Annotated in this window: 24 protein-coding genes; 11 read left to right on the top strand and 13 right to left on the bottom strand. The window is 53.9% G+C overall.

Translation table 11 applies throughout. The annotated features are described in order from the left end of the window. Window positions 1-6: 6 nt before the first annotated feature. The 4 genes from ABSH60_RS00720 to ABSH60_RS00705 form a co-directional block, all read right to left on the bottom strand. Window positions 7-1,317: a SidA/IucD/PvdA family monooxygenase gene (locus tag ABSH60_RS00720; protein ID WP_390972273.1), complete on the bottom strand. Its 1,311-nt coding sequence runs from the start codon at window positions 1,315-1,317 to the stop codon at window positions 7-9. A gap of 13 nt (window positions 1,318-1,330) precedes the next feature. Then, complete coding sequence (locus ABSH60_RS00715; protein ID WP_390972271.1) at window positions 1,331-2,887, bottom strand: pyridoxal-dependent decarboxylase; 1,557 nt, start codon at window positions 2,885-2,887, stop codon at window positions 1,331-1,333. A 644-nt stretch (window positions 2,888-3,531) separates the two neighbouring features. After that, entirely contained in the window at window positions 3,532-4,974 is a 1,443-nt protein-coding gene (gene pyk / locus ABSH60_RS00710) for a pyruvate kinase (RefSeq protein ID WP_056770023.1), read from the bottom strand. A 199-nt stretch (window positions 4,975-5,173) separates the two neighbouring features. After that, a complete protein-coding gene (locus tag ABSH60_RS00705) occupies window positions 5,174-6,043 on the bottom strand; it encodes a MurR/RpiR family transcriptional regulator (protein ID WP_056771891.1) in 870 nt (289 codons plus the stop codon). Between the two features lie 408 nt (window positions 6,044-6,451). On the opposite strand from ABSH60_RS00705, the gene zwf reads away from it, so the two are divergent. Both zwf and ABSH60_RS00695 read left to right on the top strand, forming a co-directional pair. Beyond that, window positions 6,452-7,927 (top strand): glucose-6-phosphate dehydrogenase, encoded by a 1,476-nt coding sequence (gene zwf / locus ABSH60_RS00700; protein ID WP_056770028.1) that lies wholly within the window; start codon window positions 6,452-6,454, stop codon window positions 7,925-7,927. Window positions 7,928-8,128: 201 nt separating this feature from the next. After that, window positions 8,129-8,770: a bifunctional 4-hydroxy-2-oxoglutarate aldolase/2-dehydro-3-deoxy-phosphogluconate aldolase gene (locus ABSH60_RS00695; protein ID WP_056770031.1), complete on the top strand. Its 642-nt coding sequence runs from the start codon at window positions 8,129-8,131 to the stop codon at window positions 8,768-8,770. Window positions 8,771-8,833: 63 nt separating this feature from the next. On the opposite strand, the gene ABSH60_RS00690 is transcribed toward ABSH60_RS00695, so the two are convergent. Next, window positions 8,834-9,178 carry a RidA family protein gene (locus ABSH60_RS00690; RefSeq protein ID WP_122095115.1) on the bottom strand — a complete coding sequence of 115 codons (345 nt, stop codon included), beginning with the start codon at window positions 9,176-9,178 and terminating at the stop codon, window positions 8,834-8,836. Window positions 9,179-9,323: 145 nt separating this feature from the next. On the opposite strand from ABSH60_RS00690, the gene ABSH60_RS00685 reads away from it, so the two are divergent. From ABSH60_RS00685 to rnd, 5 genes are all read left to right on the top strand, one after another. Beyond that, the gene (locus ABSH60_RS00685) at window positions 9,324-11,237 is read left to right on the top strand and encodes an ATP-dependent DNA helicase (protein WP_056770039.1); all 1,914 of its coding nucleotides are present in this window, start codon (window positions 9,324-9,326) and stop codon (window positions 11,235-11,237) included. A 72-nt stretch (window positions 11,238-11,309) separates the two neighbouring features. Continuing rightward, entirely contained in the window at window positions 11,310-12,011 is a 702-nt protein-coding gene (gene tsaB, locus ABSH60_RS00680) for a tRNA (adenosine(37)-N6)-threonylcarbamoyltransferase complex dimerization subunit type 1 TsaB (protein ID WP_122095119.1), read from the top strand. Between the two features lie 62 nt (window positions 12,012-12,073). After that, window positions 12,074-12,694, top strand: a complete 621-nt coding sequence (locus tag ABSH60_RS00675; protein ID WP_390972267.1) for a Slp family lipoprotein — start codon at window positions 12,074-12,076, stop codon at window positions 12,692-12,694. Between the two features lie 229 nt (window positions 12,695-12,923). Continuing rightward, window positions 12,924-14,621 (top strand): long-chain-fatty-acid--CoA ligase FadD, encoded by a 1,698-nt coding sequence (gene fadD, locus ABSH60_RS00670; protein ID WP_056770052.1) that lies wholly within the window; start codon window positions 12,924-12,926, stop codon window positions 14,619-14,621. 96 nt (window positions 14,622-14,717) lie between these two features. Beyond that, complete coding sequence (gene rnd, locus ABSH60_RS00665; RefSeq protein ID WP_122095123.1) at window positions 14,718-15,839, top strand: ribonuclease D; 1,122 nt, start codon at window positions 14,718-14,720, stop codon at window positions 15,837-15,839. Between the two features lie 367 nt (window positions 15,840-16,206). Here rnd and minE read toward each other — a convergent pair whose 3' ends face one another. Genes minE through minC form a run of 3 tightly spaced genes read right to left on the bottom strand, consistent with a single transcriptional unit; the run spans window position 16,207 to window position 18,006 of the window. Beyond that, window positions 16,207-16,476 (bottom strand): cell division topological specificity factor MinE, encoded by a 270-nt coding sequence (gene minE, locus ABSH60_RS00660; RefSeq protein ID WP_056770062.1) that lies wholly within the window; start codon window positions 16,474-16,476, stop codon window positions 16,207-16,209. Between the two features lie 3 nt (window positions 16,477-16,479). After that, window positions 16,480-17,292 carry a septum site-determining protein MinD gene (gene minD, locus ABSH60_RS00655; RefSeq protein WP_056770068.1) on the bottom strand — a complete coding sequence of 271 codons (813 nt, stop codon included), beginning with the start codon at window positions 17,290-17,292 and terminating at the stop codon, window positions 16,480-16,482. 24 nt (window positions 17,293-17,316) lie between these two features. Then, entirely contained in the window at window positions 17,317-18,006 is a 690-nt protein-coding gene (gene minC, locus ABSH60_RS00650) for a septum site-determining protein MinC (protein WP_056770072.1), read from the bottom strand. Window positions 18,007-18,142: 136 nt separating this feature from the next. Between minC and ABSH60_RS00645 the strand changes: the two genes are divergently transcribed. From ABSH60_RS00645 to ABSH60_RS00630, 4 genes are all read left to right on the top strand, one after another. After that, a complete protein-coding gene (locus ABSH60_RS00645; RefSeq protein WP_056770075.1) occupies window positions 18,143-18,415 on the top strand; it encodes a YcgL domain-containing protein in 273 nt (90 codons plus the stop codon). A gap of 123 nt (window positions 18,416-18,538) precedes the next feature. Next, window positions 18,539-19,723: a lytic murein transglycosylase gene (locus tag ABSH60_RS00640; RefSeq protein WP_390972263.1), complete on the top strand. Its 1,185-nt coding sequence runs from the start codon at window positions 18,539-18,541 to the stop codon at window positions 19,721-19,723. Window positions 19,724-19,747: 24 nt separating this feature from the next. After that, window positions 19,748-20,404 carry a fumarylacetoacetate hydrolase family protein gene (locus ABSH60_RS00635; RefSeq protein WP_390972258.1) on the top strand — a complete coding sequence of 219 codons (657 nt, stop codon included), beginning with the start codon at window positions 19,748-19,750 and terminating at the stop codon, window positions 20,402-20,404. 106 nt (window positions 20,405-20,510) lie between these two features. Next, window positions 20,511-20,960: a YcgN family cysteine cluster protein gene (locus ABSH60_RS00630; RefSeq protein ID WP_056770089.1), complete on the top strand. Its 450-nt coding sequence runs from the start codon at window positions 20,511-20,513 to the stop codon at window positions 20,958-20,960. A gap of 72 nt (window positions 20,961-21,032) precedes the next feature. On the opposite strand, the gene ABSH60_RS00625 is transcribed toward ABSH60_RS00630, so the two are convergent. From ABSH60_RS00625 to ABSH60_RS00605, 5 genes are all read right to left on the bottom strand, one after another. After that, window positions 21,033-21,230 (bottom strand): hypothetical protein, encoded by a 198-nt coding sequence (locus ABSH60_RS00625; protein ID WP_136376529.1) that lies wholly within the window; start codon window positions 21,228-21,230, stop codon window positions 21,033-21,035. 79 nt (window positions 21,231-21,309) lie between these two features. Beyond that, window positions 21,310-21,966, bottom strand: a complete 657-nt coding sequence (locus tag ABSH60_RS00620; protein WP_122095128.1) for a flavin reductase family protein — start codon at window positions 21,964-21,966, stop codon at window positions 21,310-21,312. A 1-nt stretch (window position 21,967) separates the two neighbouring features. Further along, window positions 21,968-23,392: a M24 family metallopeptidase gene (locus ABSH60_RS00615; RefSeq protein WP_056770099.1), complete on the bottom strand. Its 1,425-nt coding sequence runs from the start codon at window positions 23,390-23,392 to the stop codon at window positions 21,968-21,970. 38 nt (window positions 23,393-23,430) lie between these two features. Then, the gene (locus ABSH60_RS00610) at window positions 23,431-24,252 is read right to left on the bottom strand and encodes an ABC transporter permease (RefSeq protein ID WP_056770104.1); all 822 of its coding nucleotides are present in this window, start codon (window positions 24,250-24,252) and stop codon (window positions 23,431-23,433) included. Next, window positions 24,245-25,072 (bottom strand): ABC transporter permease, encoded by an 828-nt coding sequence (locus tag ABSH60_RS00605; RefSeq protein WP_056770107.1) that lies wholly within the window; start codon window positions 25,070-25,072, stop codon window positions 24,245-24,247. The genes ABSH60_RS00610 and ABSH60_RS00605 overlap by 8 nt, the downstream gene beginning before the upstream one ends. Between the last annotated feature and the right edge of the window lie 3 nt (window positions 25,073-25,075).

Genomic DNA, 25,075 nt, shown 5'->3' with positions numbered 1-25,075 from the left:
ATCTCCTTATTTGTCTGCCAGACTGCGGGCGCAGAAAGTCTGGAAGGCGATGGATTTTTCCACTGTGTAGACTTCTTTGCCGAGCATTTCGCGGATGATGGAGCTGTTGCGGTAGCACGCCATACCCAGATCCGGCGTGACGAAACCGTGGGTATGCAGCTCGGCGTTTTGCACGAAAATCTGGTTGTGCGCATCAATGCTGTAGTTACGGTTGACGGCGTAGCGTCCGGCTTCATCCCAGCGGATGCGGTTGTGGATCCCTTCGATAAACTGCGGCGGCTGATAGCTGTAGCCGGTGGCGAGGATCACCGATTCGGTTTTGTGGCGATATGCCTGCTGCTGTTCATGGTGCAACAGGTGCATTTCAAGGGTGCCGTTGCGGTTGCGGGTGAGATCTGTCAGCTCGGAATGTGTGTACATATCGACCTTCAGCGGTCCGTCGAGGCGCTTGGTGTACATCAAATCGTAGATATCGTTGATCAGGCTGGCGTTGATGCCTTTGTACAACCCTTTTTGTTCGCGGTTGAGCTGGTCACGTTTGCTCATCGGCAGGTCATGGAAATAATCGATGTACTCCGGCGAGGTCATTTCCAGCGTCAGTTTGCTGTATTCCAGCGGGTAGAAACGGGGGGCGCGGGTCACCCAGGTCAGATGGTAATCGTACTTTTCGATATCTGAGAGCAAGTCGTAATAAATCTCCGCCGCGCTCTGGCCGCTGCCGACCACGGTGATGGATTTGGCATTTTGCACCTGCTCTTTATTTGGCAGGTAAGCAGAGGAATGATGCACGTTGCCACCGGCCTGACGGGCGCAGGCGGGCATCCACGGCGATGGGCCGGTGCCGAGCACCAGACGTCTGGCGCGGTAAACCTGCTGATCACCGCTTTTGGTGGATCGCGCGTGAACCAGATAACACTCCAGCGCGGCATCCCAGGTCACCAGTTCCACACGGGTGGAAAATTGCAGGCTGGTAAGCTGTTCGCATGCCCACTGGCAGTATTGATTGAACTCTTTGCGCATCATGAAGAAGTTTTCACGGATGTAAAAAGAGTACAACTTGCCTTGCTGCTTCAGGTAGTTCAGGAAGCTGTAACGGCTGGTCGGATCGGCCAGGGTCACTAAATCCGCCATAAACGGGGTCTGCAAATGGGCACTTTCCAGCATCATGCCGGTGTGCCAGTCAAAGCCGTCGTTCTGGTCTAAGAACAGGCCGTTCAGCGCGTCCACCGGCTCGGTCAGACAGGCCAGCCCGAGGTTGAACGGGCCGATGCCGATGGCGATGAAATCATAAGTTTGTGTGGTCGGGTTGATGTTCATAGTGCAGCTCCTGTTACCGGTTTTTAGCGGCGCTCAGCGCGGTGGCAGTCAGTTCTTTGCCGTAATGCGTGATGAGGCCGAGCACATCGGCGATGTCTTCCGTGGTGGTCATCGGGTTGAGCAGGGTGAACTTCAGGTACTGGCGCTGATGGACTTTCGTGCCGGCAATCACCGCGCTGCCGTCGCGGAAAATCGCTTTGCGGATGTCGGCATTGATCGCATCAATCTGTTCATGGCTCATGGACAGGCGCGGAACAAAGCGGAACACCAACGTGCTCAGTTCGGGCTTATGCAGCACCTCGATATTCGGGTTGTTTTCCATCATCTGATGGGTTTCGGTGGCACGTTGCAGCAGCACGTCGAAGGACTCACCCAGCGCCTGCTGGCCCATGACGCGCAGCGTCAACCACATTTTCAGGGCATCAAAACGTTTGGTGGTCTGAATACTTTTGTTCACCAGATTTGGCGTGCCCTCCAGCTTGGCGCTCAACGGATTGAGGTATTCCGCATGGTGGGTAACGTGCTCCAGATGGCTGTGGTCGCTGACCAGAAACGCGCTGCAACTGACCGGCTGGAAGAAGGATTTGTGATAATCCACGGTAACCGAATCGGCCAGATGAATGCCTTCGATACGCTGACGATGCTGCGGCGACACCAGCAATCCGCAACCGTACGCGGCATCGGCGTGCATCCAGATTTTTTCTTTACGGCAGATCTCTGCAATCTCATTCAGCGGATCGATGCTGCCAAAGTCGGTGGTGCCAGCGGTGGCAACAATCGCAATCGGGATCAGGCCTTCGGCATGGCAGCGATCAATTTCGGTGTTCAGCGCACCGATGTCCATGCGAAACGCACTGTCACAGGCCACCGGCACCACGGCGTCATAGCCCAGGCCGAGCAGGGCGGCGGATTTTTGAATGCTGAAGTGGCTGACCTGAGAGCTGAAGATGCGCCACCGGTTCGCTTCCGGTGGCAGCCCCTGATGCTTGATGCTGTGCTGCGGGCGGGTGCGCTTGCAGTAGCTGTCGCGTGCCAGCAGCATCGCCATGAGGTTGGACTGGGTGCCGCCGCTGGTGAAAATGCCGTCCGACTGCGCGCCGAAACCGATGCGCGCCAGCGTCCAGTCGATCACCTTCTGCTCAATCAACGTCCCGCCTGCGCTCTGATCCCAGGTATCGACGGAGGAGTTGATCGCGCTGATAAATAACTCCGCCAGCTGAGAGGGAACCACCGTCGGGCAGTTGAGGTGAGCAAGGTATTTTGGGTGATGGAAATAGACGGCGTGCTGGAGATATAAATCATCCAGTTCTTCCAGCGCCAGCCGGGTTCCGGCTAAAGGTTTGGTTAAATCAATATGACGAAACTGCTCAGCTAATTCAGCGGGCGACACGCCGGAAAAAGGTTTTTCCGTATGGTTTATGTGAGATTTAATTAACGCAATGCCTTGCTCGATCTGCGCCTGCCATTCCGGCGTGCTATTTTGATTGAAAATATAGCCCTGATTTTTGCTTATTTGGGTCTGCATTTCGGCAGGTGTTTGCATTAATTCCCAATTATTCATCTGGCTCATTTTGGCACCTTGTTTGTGTGGCATTTATTCCGCTGCGGGCGTGGGGCGTCCGCCCGAAATTTACAGGGATCATGTTTTGAACGTGTGCGTCTGCGGGCAGGGCCGGTGGCCACGCCTGCAAAGAGTGTGCTTTTAAAGTCTGATTTAACAAAAATCTACAGTGTTTTCTCTTGTCTGATTTCCTTAGTGCGGATTTATACAAGGATTTAACGAATGCGAATCATTATAAATGCAAATCATTATCATTCAACGTTGGCATTGAACATTTATCACATACCGGCGTATTTCATGTTTTTATGTGACGAACATCACATAACTGGCCGGTGATGAATCAAATTACTGATAATCCCACCGGAGTAATCTGTATTTCTTATTCATTTTTAGACATTCAGACGGCAGCCTGAGAAGGTAAAAAGTTATATTTAGACGTAATAAGCGAAGGGGTAATAAAGCGGAGCGGATCCACGCAGAGATAAAAACCTCATCAATATGACACCGGAATGGCAAAATAATGATCAGTTCATCCCTTCAGATGGCCTTATTAAAAACAGGGGAACGGCTTGTTTTTGGCTGAAATAAAAAAAACCGGCTTTTCAGCCGGTTTAAATAATATTTTATTACAGTTTTATTTGCTGGCTTTGTGTTTATTCCACACGAAGTACGCGGCTGGTGTTAGTGGTGCCGATGGTGCTCATGACGTCGCCCTGAGTGATGATCACCAGATCACCGGAGAGCAGGTAGCCTTTATCACGCAGCAGATTCACGGCGTCCTGAGCGGCCGCCACGCCGTCGTTTTGGCTGTCGAAGAACACCGGTGTGACACCACGGTAAATCGCGGTCAGGTTCAGCGTATGTTCGTGACGGGACATGGCAAAGATCGGCAGGCCGGAACTGATACGCGACAGCATCAGCGCGGTGCGCCCCGATTCCGTCATCGAGATAATCGCCGTCACGCCTTTCAGGTGGTTGGCCGCATACATGGCGGACATGGCGATGGCTTCTTCGGTGTTATCGAATTCCACGTCCAGACGGTGCTTGGAAACGTTGATGCTTGGGATTTTTTCCGCACCCAGACACACGCGCGCCATCGCGGCGACGGTTTCAGACGGGTACTGACCGGCGGCGGTTTCCGCTGACAGCATCACGGCGTCGGTGCCGTCGAGCACGGCGTTCGCCACGTCCATGACTTCCGCACGTGTTGGCATCGGGTTGGTAATCATCGATTCCATCATCTGCGTGGCGGTGATCACCGCACGGTTCAGCTGACGGGCGCGGCGGATCAGTTTCTTCTGAATACCGACCAGTTCCGGGTCACCGATTTCCACACCCAAATCACCACGCGCGACCATCACGACGTCAGACGCCAGAATGATGTCATCCATCGCCGCGTCGCTGGCAACGGCTTCGGCGCGTTCCACTTTCGAGACGATTTGTGCATTACAGCCTGCGGCGCGCGCCAGACGGCGGGCATAGTTGAGGTCTTCACCGGTACGCGGGAAGGAAACGGCCAGGAAATCGACGTCCATTTTCGCGGCAGTAATGATGTCTGCTTTATCTTTCTCGGTCAGGGCTTCTGCGGAAAGACCCCCGCCCAGTTTGTTGATGCCTTTGTTGTTGGACAGCGGGCCGCCAACGGTCACTTCGGTGAACACTTTCATGCCCTGAACTTCGAGCACTTTCAGCTGTACGCGGCCATCATCGAGCAGCAGGATATCGCCGGGCACGACGTCAGCAGGCAGACCTTTATAGTCGATGCCGACTTTCTCTTTGTCGCCTTCGCCTTTGCTCATGTTGGCATCAAGCAGGAATTTGTCACCGATGTTGAGGAAGACTTTGCCTTCCTTAAAGGTGGATACGCGGATTTTAGGGCCTTGCAGGTCACCGAGGATCGCCACGTGGCGGCCAAGGCGGGCGGCAATCTCACGCACTTTGTTGGCGCGCAGGATGTGATCTTCAGCCGTTCCGTGTGAGAAGTTCATACGCACGACGTTTGCGCCGGCGGCAATGATTTTCTCAAGGTTGTTATCGCGGTCGGTAGCGGGACCGAGTGTGGTAACGATCTTCGTTCTTCTGAGCCTTCTGGACATACTTACTCCGTTCGTTAACTGATGCCTGATAATGTGTAAAAACAGCGAGTCCACATTGGATTAAGGTGTAATTGTCATACAAAAGAGTGTCACCTGTATGACTCGCTGACCTCCTGTCTGGCCGTCGCCAACGCACTTTGCGCGTAGATTTTCTGCCAGACTCCCTATTAAATCTGCAACTTGTTACTGATATGTTTATTTACTCAGGCTGCACCGGGATTAAGATCCCTTTATCAAAGCGCGATTCCTTCAATGCTTCTTTGACGCGCTTCAGGTTATCTCTGAATTTTGTGCCGCGGCGCAGTGTAAAACCGGTCGCCAGCACGTCAATCAGCGTGAGCTGGGCAATACGTGACACCATCGGCATGTAAACGTCGGTGTCTTCCGGGACGTCAAGCAGCAGGGCCAGCGTAGCCTCGTGGGCCAGCGGGGTGTTAAAAGACGTAATGGCGATCACGGTGGCGTCATTTTCACGCGCCAGTTGTGCCAGCTCGACCAGATTTTTCGTGCGGCCGGTGTGCGAAATCAACACAACCACGTCGCCTTCGCTGGAGTTCATACAGCTCATGCGCTGCATGACGATATCGTCGAAGTAGACCACGGGAATGTTGAAGCGGAAGAATTTGTTCATGGCATCATGCGCCACGGCGGCGGATGCGCCCAGCCCAAAGAAGGAAATCTTTTTGGCCTGAGTCAGTAAATCAACGGCGCGGTTGATGGCGGCGATGTCGAGGGTGTTTTTCACCTGATCGAGGCTTGCCATGGCGGATTCGAAAATTTTGCTGGTATAGGCGCTGACGCTGTCCCCTTCGTCAACGTTACGGTTAACGTAAGGTGTGCCGTTCGCCAGACTTTGTGCCAGATGCAATTTAAAATCTGGAAACCCTTTTGTGTCGAGGCGACGGCAAAAACGGTTTACAGTAGGTTCACTGACATCGGCCATGCGGGCCAGAGTGGCGATACTTGAGTGGATAGCAATGTTCGGTGATGCCAGGATAACTTCGGCCACTTTACGTTCTGACTTGCTCAGAATGTCAAGATGAGTCTGGATTTTTTCCAACGTATTCATAAGCATGCCACTCATAGGTTTCGACGATTTCTTTGAAAAGAGGAAATCCTGTCTGTTTGATGAAAATATACTACGCGCATTAACGTGTTGGCAGCGTCAGTCAGGCGAAATAACGGCTTTTTTTGTCAGAGTTTGACCGAGATCTAACTTTCAGTATGGTAAATTCCGTCCGGTTTTGTCATAAAATTACAGGATACAGCCGGATTTCATGGCATCCCGAAGTGTGATGATAAAAAAAGGGTTTTTACGCGGAGCCAGCGGGCAGTCAGATCAAGGTTTACGGCTTACGGGCAATCAGAGTACATTGTTGCTGAAATAAAATTACAATATGTACCCGGATATTCAGGTTGCAGCTTAAGCATTGGCAGCCCGATATATAAAAGGTATTCCTGCATTAAGGAGAAGAACATGGCGGTAACCCAGACAGCCCAGGCGTGTGACCTGGTTATTTTCGGTGCAAAAGGCGATCTTGCGCGCCGTAAACTGTTGCCTTCCCTGTATCAGTTAGAGAAAGCAGGTCACATTCACCCTGATACCCGCATCATCGGTGTCGGACGTGCGGAATGGGACAAAGCGGCCTATACCGAAGTGGTCAAAGAAGCGCTGACCACCTTCATGAAAGAAAAAATTGATCCGGAACTGTGGGAAAAACTCAGTGCCCGTCTTGATTTCTGTAACCTTGATGTCAACGATCTGAAGCATTTTAAAGTGCTGGGCAAAATGCTTGACCAGCAGAACCGCGCCACCATCAACTACTTCGCGATTGCGCCAAGTCACTTCGGCGCTATTTGCCGGGGTCTGGGTGAAGCCGGGCTGAACAAAGAGCCTGCGCGCGTCGTGATGGAAAAACCATTGGGTCACTCTCTGGAGTCTTCTCAGGTTATCAACGATCAGGTAGCGGAATATTTCGCTGAATCTCAGGTTTACCGTATCGACCATTATCTGGGTAAAGAAACGGTACTCAACCTGCTGGCGCTGCGTTTCGCCAACAACCTCTTCGCCAGCAACTGGGACAACCGCACCATCGATCACGTGCAGATTACCGTGGCTGAAGAAGTCGGTATCGAAGGCCGCTGGGGTTACTTCGATGACGCGGGTCAGATGCGCGACATGATCCAGAACCACTTGCTGCAAATTCTGACCATGATCGCCATGTCTCCACCGGCCGATCTGAGCACCGACCGCATCCGTGATGAAAAAGTGAAAGTGCTGCGTTCCCTGCGCCGCATCGATCAGTCCAACGTGCGTGAAAACACCGTGCGCGGGCAGTACACCGCCGGTTTTGTTCAGGGCAAAAAAGTCCCTGGCTATCTGGAAGAAGAAGGCGCGAAAAAAACCAGCAGCACCGAAACCTTCGTGTCTATCCGTGTGGATATCGATAACTGGCAGTGGGCGGGCGTGCCGTTCTATCTGCGTACCGGTAAACGTCTGCCGAGCAAATGTTCAGAAGTGGTGGTGTATTTCAAAAACCCTGCGCTGAACCTGTTCCGTGATTCTTACCAGCAGTTGCCGCAGAACAAGCTGACCATTCGTCTGCAACCGGATGAAGGTATCGAGATCGAAGTCCTGAACAAAGTACCGGGTCTGGAGCACAAACACCGTCTGCAAACCACCAAGCTGGATCTGAGCTTCACCGAAACCTTCAACGAACAGCATATTGCTGATGCTTATGAGCGTCTGTTGCTGGAAACCATGCGCGGGATCCAGGCGTTGTTCGTACGTCGTGATGAAGTAGAAGAAGCCTGGAAATGGGTCGACTCCATCATGAATGCCTGGGCTGCGGAAAGTGAAGCACCAAAACCGTACCAGTCAGGGACATGGGGTCCGGTGGCGTCCGTTGCGATGATCACCCGAGATGGTCGTTCATGGAATGAGTTCGAGTAAACGCTCTTCACCAGAAAAACGCTGCTTATGCAGCGTTTTTTTATGACACATCAAGTCTTTTAGCAGTTAGGAATAGTAGTATTGTCCAATCGGGTGTGGTCGGTTTCCGCTGATTTTTTCATTCAGAAAAAGTTGCCGGACCCTGTGGCAGGGGCGCGCCATCAATCACAACGATGCCTGCGGGCATGAACGGAGAACAAGATGAAAAACTGGAAAACAAGCGCGGAACAGATTCTGACCTCAGGGCCGGTTGTTCCTGTGATTGTTATCAATAAGCTGGAACACGCGGTACCGCTGGCCAAAGCACTGGTTGCTGGCGGCGTGCGTGTGCTGGAAGTCACCTTGCGTACTGCCTGTGCGATGGATGCTATCCGTGCTATTGCGAAAGAAGTGCCGGAAGCGATCATTGGTGCGGGGACCGTGCTTAACCCTCAGCAACTGGCCGAAGTGACCGAAGCCGGTGCGCAGTTTGCCATCAGCCCGGGCCTGACCGATGCGCTGCTGAAAGCTGCAAACGCCGGGTCGATTCCGCTGATCCCAGGTATCTGCACCGTGTCTGAACTGATGATGGGTCTGGACGCTGGTCTGCGTGAGTTCAAATTCTTCCCTGCGGAAGCTAACGGCGGCGTGAAAGCGTTGCAGGCAATCGCCGGGCCGTTCCCGCAGGTGCGTTTCTGCCCGACCGGTGGGATCACACCGAAGAACTACCGCGATTATCTGGCGCTGAAAAGCGTGCTGTGCATTGGCGGTTCGTGGCTGGTGCCTGCTGACGCGCTGGAAAGCGGCGATTACGCACGCATTACTGAATTAGCGAAAGAAGCTGTGTCGGGCGCTGCCAGCTGATTTATCGCTCAGAAATAAAAAAACCTCCAGTTCGGAGGTTTTTTTTCGTCTGGCGATCGGCGCTTAGCGGGCGGCGATGATCTTGATTTCAATCTTGTATTTCGGGTTCATCAGGTTCGCCTGAACCGTACAGCGTACCGGCGCATTGCCCGGCGATACCCACGCATCCCAGGCTTCGTTCATGGCCGGGAAATCTTCTTTGTGAACCAGAAACAGCGTGGCATCGAGGATTTTGCTTTTGTCTGAACCGGCTTCCGTCAGCACGGCGTCAATGATCGCCAGCGTTTCAGCGGTCTGATCTTTGGCATTCGCCTCCAGATTTTCCGGCACTGCGGTGTAATAAATCGTGTCGTTGTGGATTACCACATCGGACATGCGTGGCTCAGGCCGGATCCGTTCGATGGTCATACGTTGTGTGCTCCTGTTAGTCACTTTTCATTGATGGCGTTAAGGGTATCACAAAGGTTGAATGCGTTGGATTGGCAGAAGGCGGTGGTAGTCAGGGCAAGGGATTGGCATAATCACTGCTGATCCGTACAGGTAGAGAGACAGCGTGACAGACGATTTTGCAACAGACGGCGCTTTGGCGCAGAAAATTGAAGGTTTTAAACCTCGTGAACCTCAGCGTCTGATGGCGCAGGCTGTCAGCAAAGCCATCAGCGAAAAGCAGGGACTGGTGGTGGAAGCCGGAACCGGTACCGGCAAAACTTACGCCTATCTTGCTCCGGCGCTGCGCTCGGGCAAAAAAGTCATTATCTCCACCGGTTCCAAAAACTTGCAGGATCAGCTCTATTCCCGCGATCTGCCACGGGTCGCCAGCGCGCTGAAATTCAAAGGCCGTCTGGCGCTGCTGAAAGGCCGCTCAAACTATCTGTGTCTGGAACGTCTCGAACAGCAATCGCTGGCGGGTGGCGATCTTGCCAGCCAGGCACTCAGCGAACTGGCGCATCTGCGTCACTGGTCAAGCAGCACGGAAGAGGGCGATATCAGCACCTGTAACGTGGTGCCGGAAGACAGTTTTGTCTGGCCGCTGGTGACCAGCACCAACGACAATTGCCTCGGCAGCGACTGCCCGTTATACAAAGAATGTTTCGTGGTTAAAGCCCGCCGTAAAGCGATGGATGCTGATGTGGTCGTGGTTAACCATCATCTGTTTATGGCGGATATGGTGGTGAAAGAGAGTGGGTTTGGCGAACTTATTCCGCAGGCCGATGTGATGATTTTCGATGAAGCACATCAGATCCCTGATATCGCCAGTCAGTATTTCGGCCAGCAACTGACCAGCCGCCAGTTGCTGGATATGGCGAAAGACATCAACATCGCTTACCGCACCGAAGTCCGTGATTCCGTCCAGTTACAAAAAAGCGCCGACCGCCTCAGCCAGAGCACGATGGATTTCCGTCTGGCGCTCGGCGAGCCGGGTTTTCGCGGCAACCTGCGTGACGTGCTCAGCCAGACGGCGATCCAGCGCGCGCTGTTACTGCTCGATGACGCGCTTGAACTCTGTTACGACGTGGTCAAACTCTCCCTGGGGCGCTCTGCCTTGCTGGATGCCGCCTTCGAACGCGCCACGCTGTACCGCAATCGCCTCAAGCGTCTGAAAGATGTCTCCATTCCCGGCTATAGCTACTGGTACGAATGCAATTCACGTAACTTTGTGCTGGCGCTTACGCCGCTGTCGGTGACTGACAAATTCAGCGACATGATGAAAGAAAAACCGGGGGCGTGGATTTTCACCTCGGCGACGCTGTCGGTGAACGATCAGCTGCATCACTTTACTGACCGCCTGGGGCTGGATGACGCCGAAACCTTGCTGCTGCCAAGCCCCTTTGATTACGCCACACAGGCCATGCTGTGCGTTCCGCGTTTTCTGCCGGAAACCAATGTGCGCGGCATTTCAAAACAGCTGGCGCGCATGTTGCGCCCGCTGATTGAAGCCAACAAAGGCCGCTGTTTCTTTCTGTGTACTTCTAACCAGATGATGCGCGAACTGGCGGAAGAGTTCCGCGCAACGCTGACCCTGCCGGTTTTATTGCAGGGCGAAACCAGCAAAGGCCAGCTGCTGGCGCAGTTTGTGGAAGCGGGCAATGCGTTGCTGGTTGCCACCAGCAGTTTCTGGGAAGGCGTGGATGTGCGCGGCGATGCGCTGTCATGCGTGATCATCGACAAATTACCCTTCACCTCGCCGGACGATCCCTTGCTCAAAGCACGGATTGAAGATTGCCGGCTGCGCGGCGGCGACCCGTTCAATGAAGTACAATTACCGGATGCGGTGATCACCCTTAAGCAGGGGGTAGGGCGTTTAATCCGTGATACCGACGATCGCGGCGTGATGGTGATTTGCGATAACCGGCTGGTGATGCGGCCCTATGGCGAAGTTTTTCTCAACAGTCTTCCACCGGCACCACGTACCCGTGATCTGGCGCAAGCGATCCGCTTTCTGCAAAACGCTGAAGAGCAGAAATAGCCCGCTGTTTATGCTAGGATCCTGCCCGCAAAAAAGGGTTTAACTCATTCAATTCCCCGCCTGAGGTTTGGCATGTCCACACGAATTTTAGCAATTGATACGGCGACAGAAGCCTGTTCGGTTGCGCTATACAATCAGGGCGAAACGCTCGCCCATTTTGAACTTTGCGCCCGTGAACACACGCAGCGCATTCTGCCGATGGTGCAGCAGATCCTCGCCGAAGCAGGGCTGACCCTCAATCAGCTGGACGCGCTGGCCTTTGGCCGCGGGCCGGGCAGTTTTACCGGCGTGCGTATCGGCATTGGCGTCGCGCAGGGGTTGTCCTTTGGCGCAGAACTGCCGTTACTGCCGGTATCGACCTTACAAACCATGGCGCAGGGTGCCTGCCGCCAGACCGGTGCGCAACGGGTGCTGGCCGCCATTGATGCCCGCATGGGCGAAGTGTACTGGGGGGAGTTTACCCGCAATGCTCAGGGTATCTGGGAAGGCGAAAGCAGCGAAAAAGTGATCAAGCCGGAACAACTTCTGGCCCGCGCCGGAGAACTCTCCGGGCGTTTTGCTACCGTTGGTACCGGCTGGGAAACCTATCCGCATTTGCTTGGTGAATCTCCGGCTACAGAATTATTTGATGGCAAAATGTTACTGCCGCAGGCGGAAGATATGTTGCCGCTGGCGCTCCAGCTCTGGGAAAAAGGCGTTCGCGTCAAACCGGAAGACGCTGAACCGACTTATCTGCGTAATGAAGTGACGTGGAAAAAGCTGCCGGGCCGGTAAGTACAGGCAACTTGCATCTGAAAGAGTGGTCATAGTTGAGAGTATGCACAGGAGTCATCGCAATGCGTAAGTGGTCCAAAGTTCAGCAGTTCTCAGCGGGAAAAAGTAAAAAATGGGCGTTGAGTGCCGTCGCACTGAGCGTTCTGGTGTTGTCAGGATGTGTCACGGTGCCGGACGATATTCGCGGCACCACCGCAACGCCGCAGATGAATTTACAGGCGGTGCAGGGCGCACCGAGCCTGTACGTCGGTCAGGAGTCGCGTTTTGGCGGCAAAGTGGTCGCTGTGACCAATTTGCAAAACAAAACTCGCCTCGAAATTGCCACTGTTCCGCTGGATGACGGCGCGCGACCGATCTTAGGCGCGGCCTCGCGCGGGCGTATTCTGGCGTACATCAACGGATTCGTTGATCCTGTCGATTATCGCAATCAGCTGGTGACCGTTGTCGGGCCTATCACCGGCGTTGAAAAGGGCAAGATTGGCGAATCGTCCTACGATTTTGTGACCGTGAACGTCAACAGCTATAAACGCTGGCGGATCCAGCAACAGGTAGTCATGCCTCCGCAACCCATCGGCCCTTGGGGCTGGGGCTACGGTGGTCCTTATGATTCCTGGGGGCGAGGGTTTGGGCCGGGATGGTATGACACGACACCTGCACGGGTCGAGAGTGTCGTTACTGAATAAAACACTGCGGCGCAGGCCTCCGCCGCAGACATAACACTCAGACAAGATCGTTGTTAAGGCGGCTTAATTGCCGCCTTTTTCTTTTTTAGCCACGGACGGCGTGGAAATAGTGATATGCCTCTCAACCTCGACATTGTTTGAAACGCAACTGGTAAGCTGAGTTAAAATATTGTTAAAGACGTAATAAAACTCGTCGCATTGAGATGGCAACAGATTCAGGAGTAATACCTTGGAAAAGGTCTGGCTAAAACGTTATCCGGCAGATGTTCCTGAGAACATCGACCCCGATCGCTACAGCTCGCTGGTCGAGATGTTTGAGAACGCCACGTTGCGTTATGCCGACAGTCCGGCATTCATCAACATGGGCGAGGTGATGACTTTTCGAAAACTCGAAGAGCGCAGCCGGGCCTTTGCTGCCTACCTGCAAAATGAGCTGGGTTTGCAAAAGGGTGACCGCGTGGCGCTGATGATGCCGAATCTGCTGCAATACCCGATTGCCCTGTTTGGGGTGTTGCGCGCAGGCATGGTGGTGGTTAACGTCAATCCGCTTTATACCCCTCGCGAGCTGGAACATCAGCTCAATGACAGCGGCGCAAGTGCGATTGTCATTGTCTCCAACTTTGCTCATACGCTGGAAAAAGTGGTGTACAAAACGCAGGTCAAGCATGTGATCCTCACCCGTATGGGCGATCAGCTTTCTGCAGCCAAAGGCACGCTGGTGAATTTCGTCGTTAAATATATCAAACGCCTGGTGCCGAAATACCATCTGCCGAACGCGATCTCTTTCCGTACAGCATTGCAACGCGGACGCCGTCTGCAATACATCAAACCCGATGTGATTAATGACGATCTGGCGTTTCTGCAATACACCGGCGGTACCACGGGTGTGGCCAAAGGCGCGATGCTTACACACCGTAATATGCAGGCAAATCTGGAGCAGGCGAAAGCGGCTTATGCGCCTCTGTTGCGCCCCGGCCAGGAGCTGGTGGTGACGGCGCTTCCGCTTTACCACATCTTCGCACTGACCGTAAACTGCCTGCTTTTCCTCGAAATGGGCGGGCGCAGCTTGCTGATCACCAACCCGCGCGATGTGCCGGGAATGGTGAAAGAGCTGGCGAAATATCCGTTTACCGCCATCAGTGGCGTGAATACGTTATTTAATGCGATGCTGAATAACGAAGATTTCCGCGAGCTGGATTTCTCGACGCTGCGCCTTTCTGTGGGCGGCGGAATGTCTGTGCAGAAATCTGTGGCGGATAAATGGGAAAAACTCACCGGCAAGCATCTGCTGGAAGGCTACGGTCTGACCGAATGTTCGCCACTGGTGGCGGGAAATCCGTACGATCTGAAGCACTACAGCGGCAGCATCGGTATACCGGTGCCCTCCACGGAAATACGTCTGGTCGATGACAACGGTCAGGACGTCGCACCCGGAGAGCCGGGTGAGTTGCTGGTTCGTGGCCCGCAGGTGATGCTCGGTTACTGGCAACGGCCTTCCGCCACCGATGAGGTGCTAAAAGATGGCTGGTTATCGACGGGCGATATCGTTACAGTGGACGAGCAGGGTTTTATCAGGATTGTCGATCGTAAAAAAGACATGATTCTGGTTTCAGGTTTCAATGTCTACCCTAACGAAATTGAAGAGGTGGTTTCACAACATGACAAGGTTCTGGAGGTCGCTGCTATTGGCGTACCTAATGACGCGTCCGGTGAAATCGTCAAAATTTGCGTGGTGAAGAAAGACCCGTCACTGACCAGCGAAGAACTCCTGGCGCATTGCCGCCGGTTATTAACCGGTTACAAAGTACCGAAGATAGTTGAGTTTCGCGATGAATTACCGAAGTCTAATGTCGGAAAAATTCTTCGACGCGAGCTTCGTGATGAACAGACTAAACCGAAAGCCGACCCCAAACAGGACGCCGCATAACGGTTAGCATGCCACTCAGTGATGGTCAGACTCCAAACGCCGGCGATGTCCGGCGTTGTCACGTTATAACGCAGTTATGATTAAGAGAAATAAGATTTGAATTATCAGTTAATTACCACCAATGACGCGCTGGAGCAGGTTTGCCTCCAGGCGAAAGCGCACAGTAAAATTGCGCTGGATACCGAATTTGTCCGCACCCGCACCTATTATCCGCAACTAGGTCTGATCCAGTTATTCGACGGCGAGAAGCTGACGCTGATCGACCCGTTACCGATCACGGCCTGGCAGCCTTTTATCGATCTGCTGACCAATCCTGATGTCGTGAAATTCCTGCACGCCGGCAGCGAAGATCTGGAAGTGTTTCTCAACGCCTTTGGCGTAATGCCGACACCCCTGATTGATACGCAGATCCTGGCGGCCTTCAGCGGGCGTCCGTTGTCCTGCGGTTTTGCACGTCTGGTAGCGGAAACGACCGGCGTTGAGCTGGATAAAAGTGAATCGCGCACCGACTGGATCGCCCGTCCGCTGAGCGAAAAACAGTGCGTCTACGCTGCCGCTGACGTGTGGTATTTATTACCGCTTGCTGACCAGTTGATGAAAGAAACCGAAGAAGCCGGGTGGATGGATGCCGCGCTGGATGAATGTCTGGCGCTGTGCCGCCGACGTAAAGAGGTGCTGCAACCGGAACTGGCATATCTGGAGATCACCAATGCCTTCCAGCTGCGCCCGCGTCAGTTGGGTTGTCTGAAACTGCTGGCAGCATGGCGTCTTAACCAGGCCCGTCAGCGTGACCTGGCGGTTAACTTCGTGGTACGTGAAGAGAATCTGTGGCAGGTCGCGCGCTATCAGCCTGGTTCACTGGGTGAGCTTGAGTCCCTGGGCCTGAGCGGCCCGGAAATCCGCTATCACGGGCGCACACTGCTGGCGCTGGTTGAAGAGTCGAATGCGCTGGATGAGTCTGAATTGCCCGCGCCGATCCAGAACCTGATTGATCAGTCGGGCTATCGCAAAGTCTTCAAAGACATTAAAGCGCTTATCCAGACCGTCAGCGAAGAGAGCGGACTGAGTGTTGAACTTCTGGCGTCGCGTCGTCAGATAAATCAATTACTGAGCAGCCACTGGCAGTTAAAAACCAAAGAATCCCAGCCTGAATTAATCAGCGGCTGGCGCGGTAAACTGTTAGGCGAAAGGCTGGCGGAAATACTGAAAGATTACTGAGTCATCATTCCCGTAACGGTAATTAAATTCAGTTGATGAATAAAAAGGGCGGAATTAATTTCGTCCTTTTTTTATTTGTGCATTTTATTTCCGCAAACGCCGGAATAATGGACAGGAAAGTGCATCTTAGAATAGGGGCATTAAGCCACAGTAAAGGGAATATCAGCCAGGCTAAATGGGATGAGTCTTAATAGAAGATCGTCAGAAAAACAGAAATAAAGCAGGGTAAAACGGAAAGCGTGTTTATTTAAACAGTGGGTGGTTATACAGTGTTTAACAAATAACGTCATGTTCAGGTAACCCCCTGAGCGAGCAGGGGGACATTAACCTGGTAAATACACCGTCATAACCTGCAACTCAACTGCTGTCATTTAGGCGTTTCTTCCGATTCAGGCAAGGTGACGTTCAGCTCAAGCACTGAAATATCATCCCCTTTTTGCTCAAACTGAACCTGCAACATCTCCGGATCGATCTTAATGTATTTACAGATCACCGCCAAAATATCACGTTTCAGATCAGGCAAATAGGAGGGTTCGCTGTCCCCCCTGCGTCGCTCTGCTACGATGATCTGTAGCCGTTCCTTGGCTATATTGGCTGTCGGCTTTTTACGGGACAGAAAGAAATCTAACAAGGCCATGGTTTATCCCCCAAAAAGGCGTTTCAGGAAACTCTTCTTCTCTTCCTCAATAAAACGGAACGCACGTTCTTCACCAAGCAAACGGCTGACGGTGTCATCGTACGCTTTGCCTGCATCGGATTCCTGATCCAGAATCACCGGCTCGCCCTGGTTGGACGCGCGCAGCACTGACTGGTCTTCAGGGATCACACCCAACAGTGGAATACGCAGAATTTCCAGCACGTCTTCCATGCTCAGCATATCGCCACGGCTTACGCGACCCGGGTTATAACGAGTGAGAAGCAGATGTTCTTTGATAGGCTCTAAGCCTTTCTCCGCACGACGGGATTTAGACGATAAAATGCCCAAAATGCGGTCTGAGTCACGAACGGAAGAGACTTCAGGGTTGGTGGTGATGATCGCTTCATCGGCAAAATACAGCGCCATCAGCGCGCCGGTTTCGATGCCCGCAGGGGAATCGCACACCACGAAGTCAAATTGCATTTCGTTTAAATCATTGAGGATTTTTTCGACGCCTTCGTGCGTCAGCGCGTCTTTATCACGCGTTTGAGAAGCCGGAAGAATGAACAGGTTATCGGTGCGCTTATCTTTAATCAGCGCCTGATTCAGCGTGGCATCGCCCTGGATAACGTTAACGAAGTCATACACCACGCGGCGTTCACAGCCCATGATCAGATCCAGGTTACGCAAACCAATATCGAAATCGATAACAACAGTCTTCTTGCCTTTTTGAGCTAAACCGGTAGCGATGGCCGCGCTTGAAGTGGTCTTGCCAACGCCCCCTTTACCCGATGTAACAACTATGATGCGTGCCATGAATGGATTCCTTGTCAAAAGGGCTTAGTTTAAAGGTTGTATGGTTAACACGTTATTTATCAGGCTGAGGCGCGCGGCCTGACCGAGATAGTCGGCCGGGATTTGATCACTCAACCAGTACTGCCCTGCGATAGAAACCAGCTCAGCGCCCAGCAGTGTGCAAAAAATCTGACAATTTGCATCCCCTGCGGCACCTGCCAGTGCTCTTCCTCGCATCATGCCGTAGATGTGGATATTGCCATCGGCAATCAGTTCCGCACCTGCGCTGACGCTGCTCGTCACAATGAGGTCGCTGTTACGGGCATAAATCTGTTGGCCGGATCTGACCGGCGTACTGACAATGCGGGTTTTAGCCGGGGCATTATCGGGTACGACAGGGACGGGCGGCTCGGCGGCGATACGCTGTGCACGGCCTTCACTCAGCAGCGGTAAACCGGTGCGGGAAAGTGCGCGTTTTTGCTTTTCGTCTTTGCAACCACTGATGCCAACAACGCGAAAGCCTGCAGAAGCGACAGCCTGTTGAATGTCTTTCCAGTTTGCGTCACCACTGAGTGATGCAACGTTGATAACAACAGGGGCATTTTTCAAAAAGGCCGGAGCTTGCTCCACTTTTTCCTGTAATGCCTGGTAAATAACCTCAGGTTGTGAACTATGTAAATGAACAACCGATAAGGTAAAACTGCTGCCTTTTAGTTCTATTGGCGATTGTGACATCTATCCTGACTCAGTCTCAGCAACTCTAAATCCCCGGAATACCACTCGGGGGGCGATATTCCGATGTACATTAAGCATGGTATAGTTACAGTTATATCTCCGCAAGCCGCCGTTTCAATTAAATAGAGTTAAAAAAATGTTTTGTGTGATCTATAGAAGTACTAAACGCGACCAGACTTATCTGTATGTCGAAAAAAAAGACGATTTCTCTCGCGTGCCTGAAGAATTACTTAAAGGTTTTGGCGTGCCACAGTTCTCAATGATGCTCAATCTGGCGAACCGCGAAAAATTGGCCACGGCGGATATTGCCAAAGTCCGTCAGGCACTCGAAGAACAAGGTTATTATTTGCAAGTGCCACCACCGGTTGAAAGTTTATTGAACATGCACCTCAGCGACAGCAATAAATAATCCTTTCCTGACATTAGTTTCGGCATTTCCCGAACTTTCGGACCTCATAACTTGCATTCATCGTTGTAGTATCTAAAGCTTACAGCGATGAATCATTTTTAGAATGTCAAAAGGAAGAGTTTGATGAAATTGTCGGCACTGGCAGTATTAACGCCCCTGATTATCCTTAGCGGTTGCGCAGCGCAGAAAGCCACCTCCGGGCAACCCGCCACACAGCCAGCGGCTGCCGCTCAGGCACCCGCATCAACGCCGCCAGCCGCCCCTGCCAAAACCTCACTGGCAGAACAGGGAAGGGATCCGGCAGAATTTCCGGCTTACGTCGAACAACTGAAAGCCCAGGCACTGGCGCAAGGCATCAGCCAGCAAACCCTCGACAGCACCTTCGCCAATATCCATTTCGTGGATCGCGTCATCAATTCCGACCGTAATCAGCTGGAAAAGAAAATTACCCTCGACGATTACCTGACCCGCGTTCTGCCTGAGTGGAAAATCAAAGCCGCACAGGAGCAGTATCAGAACAACCTGCCAGCACTGAAACAGGCAAGCGCGCGTTACGGCGTGCAGCCTCAGTACATAGTGGCGCTGTGGGGAATGGAAAGCAGCTTCGGGAAGATCCAGGGTAAAGAGGACGTGTTCTCTGCGCTGGCGACGCTGGCCTTTGAGGGGCGCCGCGAAGCCTTCTTCACCAAAGAGTTTATGTCGGCGCTTAAAATCGTCGACTCCGGTCACGCCACCAGCGACATGATGAAAGGCTCCTGGGCAGGCGCGATGGGGCAGTCGCAGTTCATGCCAAGTTCTTATCTGAACTACGGCGCTGACGGCAATGGCGACGGCAAAATCGATATCTGGAAAAATACCGACGATGTCTTTGCTTCTACCGCGAACTACTTATCAAAAGAAGGCTGGAAGAATAATCAGGGATGGGGTCAGGAAGTCAAACTTCCGGCTAACTTTGATGCCAGCCTGGCGGGTCTGAAAAACAACCAGATGCATCCGGCCAGCTACTGGCAGCAGCAGGGCATTACGCAGGCAGACGGCAGCCCGCTGGCTTCCACCGCCACACGTGCATGGGTGATTACGCCGGATGATGTGCAGGGCCGCGCGTTCCTGGTTTACGATAATTTCCGCACCATCATGCACTGGAACCGCTCAACCTATTTTGCACTGAGCATCGGAATGATGGCTGACGGCATTATGGGCGCGCAGACACAGACACAGGCACCGGTAGCTTCGGGCGAGCTGGCACCTGCGCCTTCAGCGCCGTCCGCACCACTGGCACCTGCGCCGCATAATCCGTTCAGCGGCTAAGGCTTTTTAACAAGGAGTCACGTTATGTACCAACACAGAGACTGGCAGGGCGCATTACTGGATTTTCCGGTGAACAAGGTGGTGTGTGTCGGCAATAACTACGCCGATCATATTAAAGAGATGGGCAGTCAGGTGTCTGCGGAGCCGGTGGTGTTTATCAAACCGGAAACGGCGCTGTGCGATATCCGCCAGCCCATCGCGCTGCCCACAGGTCTGGGTTCGGTACATCACGAAATCGAACTGGCGGTGCTTATCGGCACGCCATTGAAACAGGCGACGCCAGACAGGGTCGCCAACGCCATTGCCGGATACGGCCTTGCGCTTGATCTGACGCTGCGCGATTTGCAGAGCCAGTTCAAAGCCGCCGGTCAGCCGTGGGAAAAGGCCAAAGGTTTCGATGGTTCCTGCCCGATGAGCGGTTTTATACCGGTGAGTGAGTTTGGTGATGCCCAACAGGCGGAGCTGCGCCTGTTGATTAACGGCGAACTGCATCAGGAGGGGAACACGCGCGATATGCTGACGCCTGTCCTGCCGCTGATCGCCTACATGAGCCGTTTCTTCACCCTGCGCGCCGGTGACATTATTTTGACCGGTACGCCGCATGGCGTTGGCCCGTTAAAAGCGGGGGATGAAATCTGCGCTACACTGAACGGTAAGGACGTCACCACCCGCGTGATCTGAGATAATTTCCCTCTGCGCCGGAGTGCGTTTCCGGCGGCTTTGCTTGCATCTGCGGCGCAAAGCGTCTATATAAGCACCCTCATTTTACTTCTACCGGATGCACACTATGACTGAACCCGCTTTTTGGCAGCAAAAGACGCTGCCTGAAATGACTAACGAAGAATGGGAAGCATTGTGCGACGGTTGCGGGCAATGCTGTTTACACAAGCTGATAGATGAAGACACGGATGAAATCTATTTCACCAACGTCGCCTGTAATCAGCTGAACATCAAATCCTGTCAGTGCCGCAACTACGAGCGTCGTTTTACGCTTGAAGAAGACTGCATCAAACTGACCCGCGAAAACCTGACCACCTTCGACTGGTTGCCGCCGACCTGTGCCTACCGTCTGATTGGCGAAGGTAAACCGCTGTTTCCGTGGCACCCGCTGCTGAACAAAGCCTCAAAATCCGCGATGCACACCGCGCAGATCTCCGTGCGTTATATCGCTGTACGCGAAGATGACGTGGAAGACTGGCAGGATCACATCCTGAACAAGCCAAGCTGGGCGAAGTAACTGTCTGAAGTAACCATCTGAAGTGAACTGCTGATGGAAAGCGATGCGGCAGGCCGCCGCATCACTGTGCCGTCACATGGCTGACGACGATCCCACAAAGATGATGGCAATCACGAACGACACCACCGCCAGAGCCGATAACAGGCAATTGCCGGGCGTCAGGAACTTGCTGTTATTCTTGCTTCTGTGATTTCGGAACAATATGACGATCATCACTATCCCAATCAGGACAAACACTGCGGCACCGGTGTAACTGGCAACTGGAGTCATGGTTGTTTCCTCATTCTCAGCTAAACCTTAATAATAGCCTATGTGAGTCAATTCATTAGGATTTGGCATATTTCCCCGATTATTGTGCCAGCCTGCGCGCCTCCCATTGTTCCGGGGTGAGGGTTTTTACATCGAACTGCTCCCGCGTTCTGCAATAAGTGTTGCCGCCCATGCGACCGACCGCATCCATCAGTTGCTGGTCGATGTGTAAATTCTCCGGGTTCACGGCATCGCTGCGCACATAAACCCCCACCACTTCGCCCAGAATAATTTCACGGGCGGCGCCCACCTGCAAAATGGTATGTCGCCGACACTCCAGCGCGGCCGGTGCGGCGAGAATACGCGGGCTGCGCACCCGTTCACCGGGCGTTGTCTCAAGCCCCGCCTCATCAAGTTCATTGACCTGCGGACCAAATTTGATGGCACAAATTTCCATCTGGCTGACCAGCGCATCGTCGACAATGTGCACGGTAAACTCACCGGTTTCACGAATATTGCGCGCCGTGTCTTTAAAACGCATGTCGGCATAATTCTCCACGCCAATCGCCACAATTGCCGGATCGTGAGTGAGCACATTGAAAAAACTGAAGGGTCCCGCATTCGGAATGCCGTCTGTGCTCAGGGTCGTCACCAGCGCGACAGGGCGGGGGATCACGGTGCCGATCAAAATTTTGTAGCGTTCCCTCTCAGTCAGCGTCGCAAAATCAAAATAGGTATGGGATGTCTTGCTGTTCATCTCAGGCTCCGGTTTTTATGCGATGTGTCTCAAGCGGGGTATGACGGCTGAGGTTCTCAAACCCGTCCCGGGTGACGACGTAGCAATCGCCGATATTACATCCGGCGGACAGCGGTTCCAGCCATTGGGCGTGCAGCACAAACACCATGCCTTCTTCCAGGCGATCGTAGTTATGAGATGAAATATTAAAACTGTTTTGCGCGCCCGCCATGCCAACGGAATGGCCGAGATTAGGGTTGTGCGGACCGTGCGTTGCCGGATAAACGTGCATCAGTGTCCGACCCTGCGCTTCCCAGTCGATATCGCGCACATACTGACGCGGAATAAGTCTTGCGGAACCGTCTGACTCCGGCGACCAGTTGTAAGGCATGGTGCGCGCTTCCGGTGACGTCAGCATGCCGCGCTCTATCATCGGGCCAAACGCGGCATTATTAATATCCCGCATCAGTGCGCCGGGTTTTATCAGTTGCTCGGCACGCTTAACGCCTTGCGTGCACGCAGCAAGCACCTCTTCCTGGCGCGAGGTGATCTCGCCGACGGCGATCATACGCGCCGTCTGCGCGGTATATCCCCGCCAGGTGACGTTCGAAATGTACAGATTAATCAGATCACCGGGACGGACGACGTGGCCGTAAGGTTTTCCGCAGTGCGTACCAAATTCATTAATGCCAATCTGATAGCCGTCGCCGGTTTCGCCGCCAAAAGCCATTTGTGCGGCGGTAAACGCGGCGAAGATTTCGTGATCGGTCACGCCGGGTCTGGCGACGTGATAAGCCGCCTGAGTGCCGATGCTGATCAACTGCGCCGCGGCGCGGAACATCTCAATTTCACGCGGTGACCTGACTTTTTGCAGCCGGTCGAGAATGGCGTTGTCGGCAACGAACTGACAGCCGGGTAACCGCACGCTGAGTGCGGCCCAAAAGGTGAGGGAGGTCCGGTCGCCGATCCTGCCAATTTGTGCATTCTTCATGCCCAGCCGTGAAAGGATGTCTGCGCACTTTTCTGCCGTGTTTAACACCGCATCGCCAGGGCGATCGGCATACTCGCGGCCCACCGGACCAATCTGCCAGATATCTTCCACCAGCAGAGGCTCACCGCCCGGCGGCAGCAGTACCGACTGGGTGAAGAATGATAGCAGGGTCAGCGGTTTATCTGAGTCCGTCGGGATAATCAGGACCCCTTCGCGCATCCAGTCGCAAATGTAGCGCAGGTAGGCATTAGAGGCATGGAACCAGCCCACGCTGCCGGCATGAACGACGATCGCGTCGTGCCCGGCCTCAACGGCCTGACGTCTGATTTTGCGCAGGCGCTCCTCAAACTCCTCCAGCGGAAGAGGCAACGGGGCGGAGAAGTCGAAATCTGGCTCGAAACCGGCCAGCAACGACCCGATGCGATAGCCAGCGGCAGGTGTCGCACGAGTATTCATAGGGTGTTCCTTTCAAATAAGATCATGAAAATGGCGTGTTAAGGCTGTCGCGCAGGGGTCAGCACCCGCCGGGCAACGAGCAGGCCGAGCAATGTCACGGCGATCAATATTCCTGACATTGCCGCCACGCGGACGTCGAGTGATTCTTCGATAAGCGCAAACATGCGCAACGGCAGAACGGTGGTGCGCGCGTCAGCCAGAAAAAGTGACACTGTGACGTTATCCAGCGACTGGATAAACACCAAAAAGGCACCGGCCAGGATGCCCGGCGTCAGCAGCGGCAGCGTGACGCGTCGCAGCGTCATAAACCAGCTGGCGCCCAGGGTTGTCGAGGCTTCGGCAAGCGATGGATTCATGCCCTGTGCAACCACCGACACCGCGCGGTACATCAGCGGCCCGAACACCACCACGTGCCCGGTCACGGTCAGCCAGAGAGAAGGCGGGAAGCCGATAAAATTGGCGACGATCAGCGCTGCCAGCCCATAAACCAGGCTTGGCAGAACCAGCGGTGCCAGCAGCAAAGGCTCGAGCGTATTGACGCTGCGGCGTTTCATGCGGGTCATACCGATGGTGGCAGGCACCGCAAACAGCAGCGCGCCAGCCACCGCCAGACCGGCAATTTTCAGCGAGTTCCAGGCCGCAATGTGCTCCGTTGCCGATTTCACCGGGTCGAGCAGCGCTTCATACCAGCGCAGGGAAAAGCCCTGCGGCGGATACTTCAGCGTCTGCCCCGAGGTGAACGACATCATCAGGGCGATCACGATCGGCGCCACCAGATAGATGACGCACAGCGTGCCAAAGCCGAAAACAAAAATCTTATACAGCAAAGACGGAAGCGGGTTTTCGCGATGTTTATGCATGGCCGACCAGTCTCCTGTGGCGTGAAATCATGGTCAGTGCGACCAGCAGACAGCCGGTGGTCAGCAGCAGCACCACGGCAATGGCGGAGGCCAGCGGCCAGTTGAACAGCGTCCCCACTTCGCGGTAAATCAGCTGCGGTACGTACACGTTACGCGCACCGCCGATCACCGCCTGAGTCACGAACGAACTGCTGGTGCTGGCGAACACCAGGATCCAGCCGGCCAGCAGCCCCGGCAGCATCAGTGGCACCAGCAGGGTAAACAGAATGCGCCAGGAACCGGCGCCGGAAACCTGAGCGGCTTCCGTCAGCTGATAAGGCGTGCGCGAAAGCACGGCAATCAGCGGCAGGATGATCAGCGGTAAATCAATCTGGCACATCGCCATCACCAGCCCCAGTTCGGTGAACATCAGGCTGGTGGGCACGTCGGTAATGCCCAGTGAGAACAGCGTCTGGCTGATCGGCCCCTGACGCCCGAGGATGACTATCCAGGCAAACGTGCGTACCACGTTGCTGGTCAGCATGGGAATGAGCGTCAGAAAGACGATCGCCTGGCGCACATTCTTGCCGCTGTGCCAGTAAAGCAGAGCCACGGGAACGCCGAGCAAGGTGGTGCCGATCACCGTTTCGATGCCAAGACGGGCCGTGTTAATCAGGACGCGAAAATTAAAGGCGTCCCCGAAAAACTGGCCGTAGTGGCTGAGGGTCATGCCACCGGCACCGGCGAAACTGTATCCGACCAGTACCGCCAGCGGCGTGGCGAAAAACACCACCGAAAGTACCAGCATCGGTATCACATAGGGAAAGCCGCTCTGCTTCATGTT

Source organism: Rahnella sp. R3(2024) (assembly GCF_042920125.1).
GTDB classification, from domain to species: domain Bacteria; phylum Pseudomonadota; class Gammaproteobacteria; order Enterobacterales; family Enterobacteriaceae; genus Rahnella; species Rahnella rivi.
This window is presented reverse-complemented; position numbering and strand designations above follow the sequence as displayed.

Bases quoted from the DNA above. Each gene is read 5' to 3' on its own strand.
- ABSH60_RS00720 (WP_390972273.1), bottom strand. From the start codon at position 1,317: ATGAACATCAACCCGACCACACAAACTTATGATTTCATCGCCATCGGC.
- ABSH60_RS00715 (WP_390972271.1), bottom strand. From the start codon at position 2,887: ATGAGCCAGATGAATAATTGGGAATTAATGCAAACACCTGCCGAAATG.
- pyk (WP_056770023.1), bottom strand. From the start codon at position 4,974: ATGTCCAGAAGGCTCAGAAGAACGAAGATCGTTACCACACTCGGTCCC.
- ABSH60_RS00705 (WP_056771891.1), bottom strand. From the start codon at position 6,043: ATGAATACGTTGGAAAAAATCCAGACTCATCTTGACATTCTGAGCAAG.
- zwf (WP_056770028.1), top strand. From the start codon at position 6,452: ATGGCGGTAACCCAGACAGCCCAGGCGTGTGACCTGGTTATTTTCGGT.
- ABSH60_RS00695 (WP_056770031.1), top strand. From the start codon at position 8,129: ATGAAAAACTGGAAAACAAGCGCGGAACAGATTCTGACCTCAGGGCCG.
- ABSH60_RS00690 (WP_122095115.1), bottom strand. From the start codon at position 9,178: ATGACCATCGAACGGATCCGGCCTGAGCCACGCATGTCCGATGTGGTA.
- tsaB (WP_122095119.1), top strand. From the start codon at position 11,310: ATGTCCACACGAATTTTAGCAATTGATACGGCGACAGAAGCCTGTTCG.
- ABSH60_RS00675 (WP_390972267.1), top strand. From the start codon at position 12,074: ATGCGTAAGTGGTCCAAAGTTCAGCAGTTCTCAGCGGGAAAAAGTAAA.
- minE (WP_056770062.1), bottom strand. From the start codon at position 16,476: ATGGCCTTGTTAGATTTCTTTCTGTCCCGTAAAAAGCCGACAGCCAAT.
- minD (WP_056770068.1), bottom strand. From the start codon at position 17,292: ATGGCACGCATCATAGTTGTTACATCGGGTAAAGGGGGCGTTGGCAAG.
- minC (WP_056770072.1), bottom strand. From the start codon at position 18,006: ATGTCACAATCGCCAATAGAACTAAAAGGCAGCAGTTTTACCTTATCG.
- ABSH60_RS00645 (WP_056770075.1), top strand. From the start codon at position 18,143: ATGTTTTGTGTGATCTATAGAAGTACTAAACGCGACCAGACTTATCTG.
- ABSH60_RS00640 (WP_390972263.1), top strand. From the start codon at position 18,539: ATGAAATTGTCGGCACTGGCAGTATTAACGCCCCTGATTATCCTTAGC.
- ABSH60_RS00635 (WP_390972258.1), top strand. From the start codon at position 19,748: ATGTACCAACACAGAGACTGGCAGGGCGCATTACTGGATTTTCCGGTG.
- ABSH60_RS00630 (WP_056770089.1), top strand. From the start codon at position 20,511: ATGACTGAACCCGCTTTTTGGCAGCAAAAGACGCTGCCTGAAATGACT.
- ABSH60_RS00625 (WP_136376529.1), bottom strand. From the start codon at position 21,230: ATGACTCCAGTTGCCAGTTACACCGGTGCCGCAGTGTTTGTCCTGATT.
- ABSH60_RS00620 (WP_122095128.1), bottom strand. From the start codon at position 21,966: ATGAACAGCAAGACATCCCATACCTATTTTGATTTTGCGACGCTGACT.
- ABSH60_RS00615 (WP_056770099.1), bottom strand. From the start codon at position 23,392: ATGAATACTCGTGCGACACCTGCCGCTGGCTATCGCATCGGGTCGTTG.
- ABSH60_RS00610 (WP_056770104.1), bottom strand. From the start codon at position 24,252: ATGCATAAACATCGCGAAAACCCGCTTCCGTCTTTGCTGTATAAGATT.
- ABSH60_RS00605 (WP_056770107.1), bottom strand. From the start codon at position 25,072: ATGAAGCAGAGCGGCTTTCCCTATGTGATACCGATGCTGGTACTTTCG.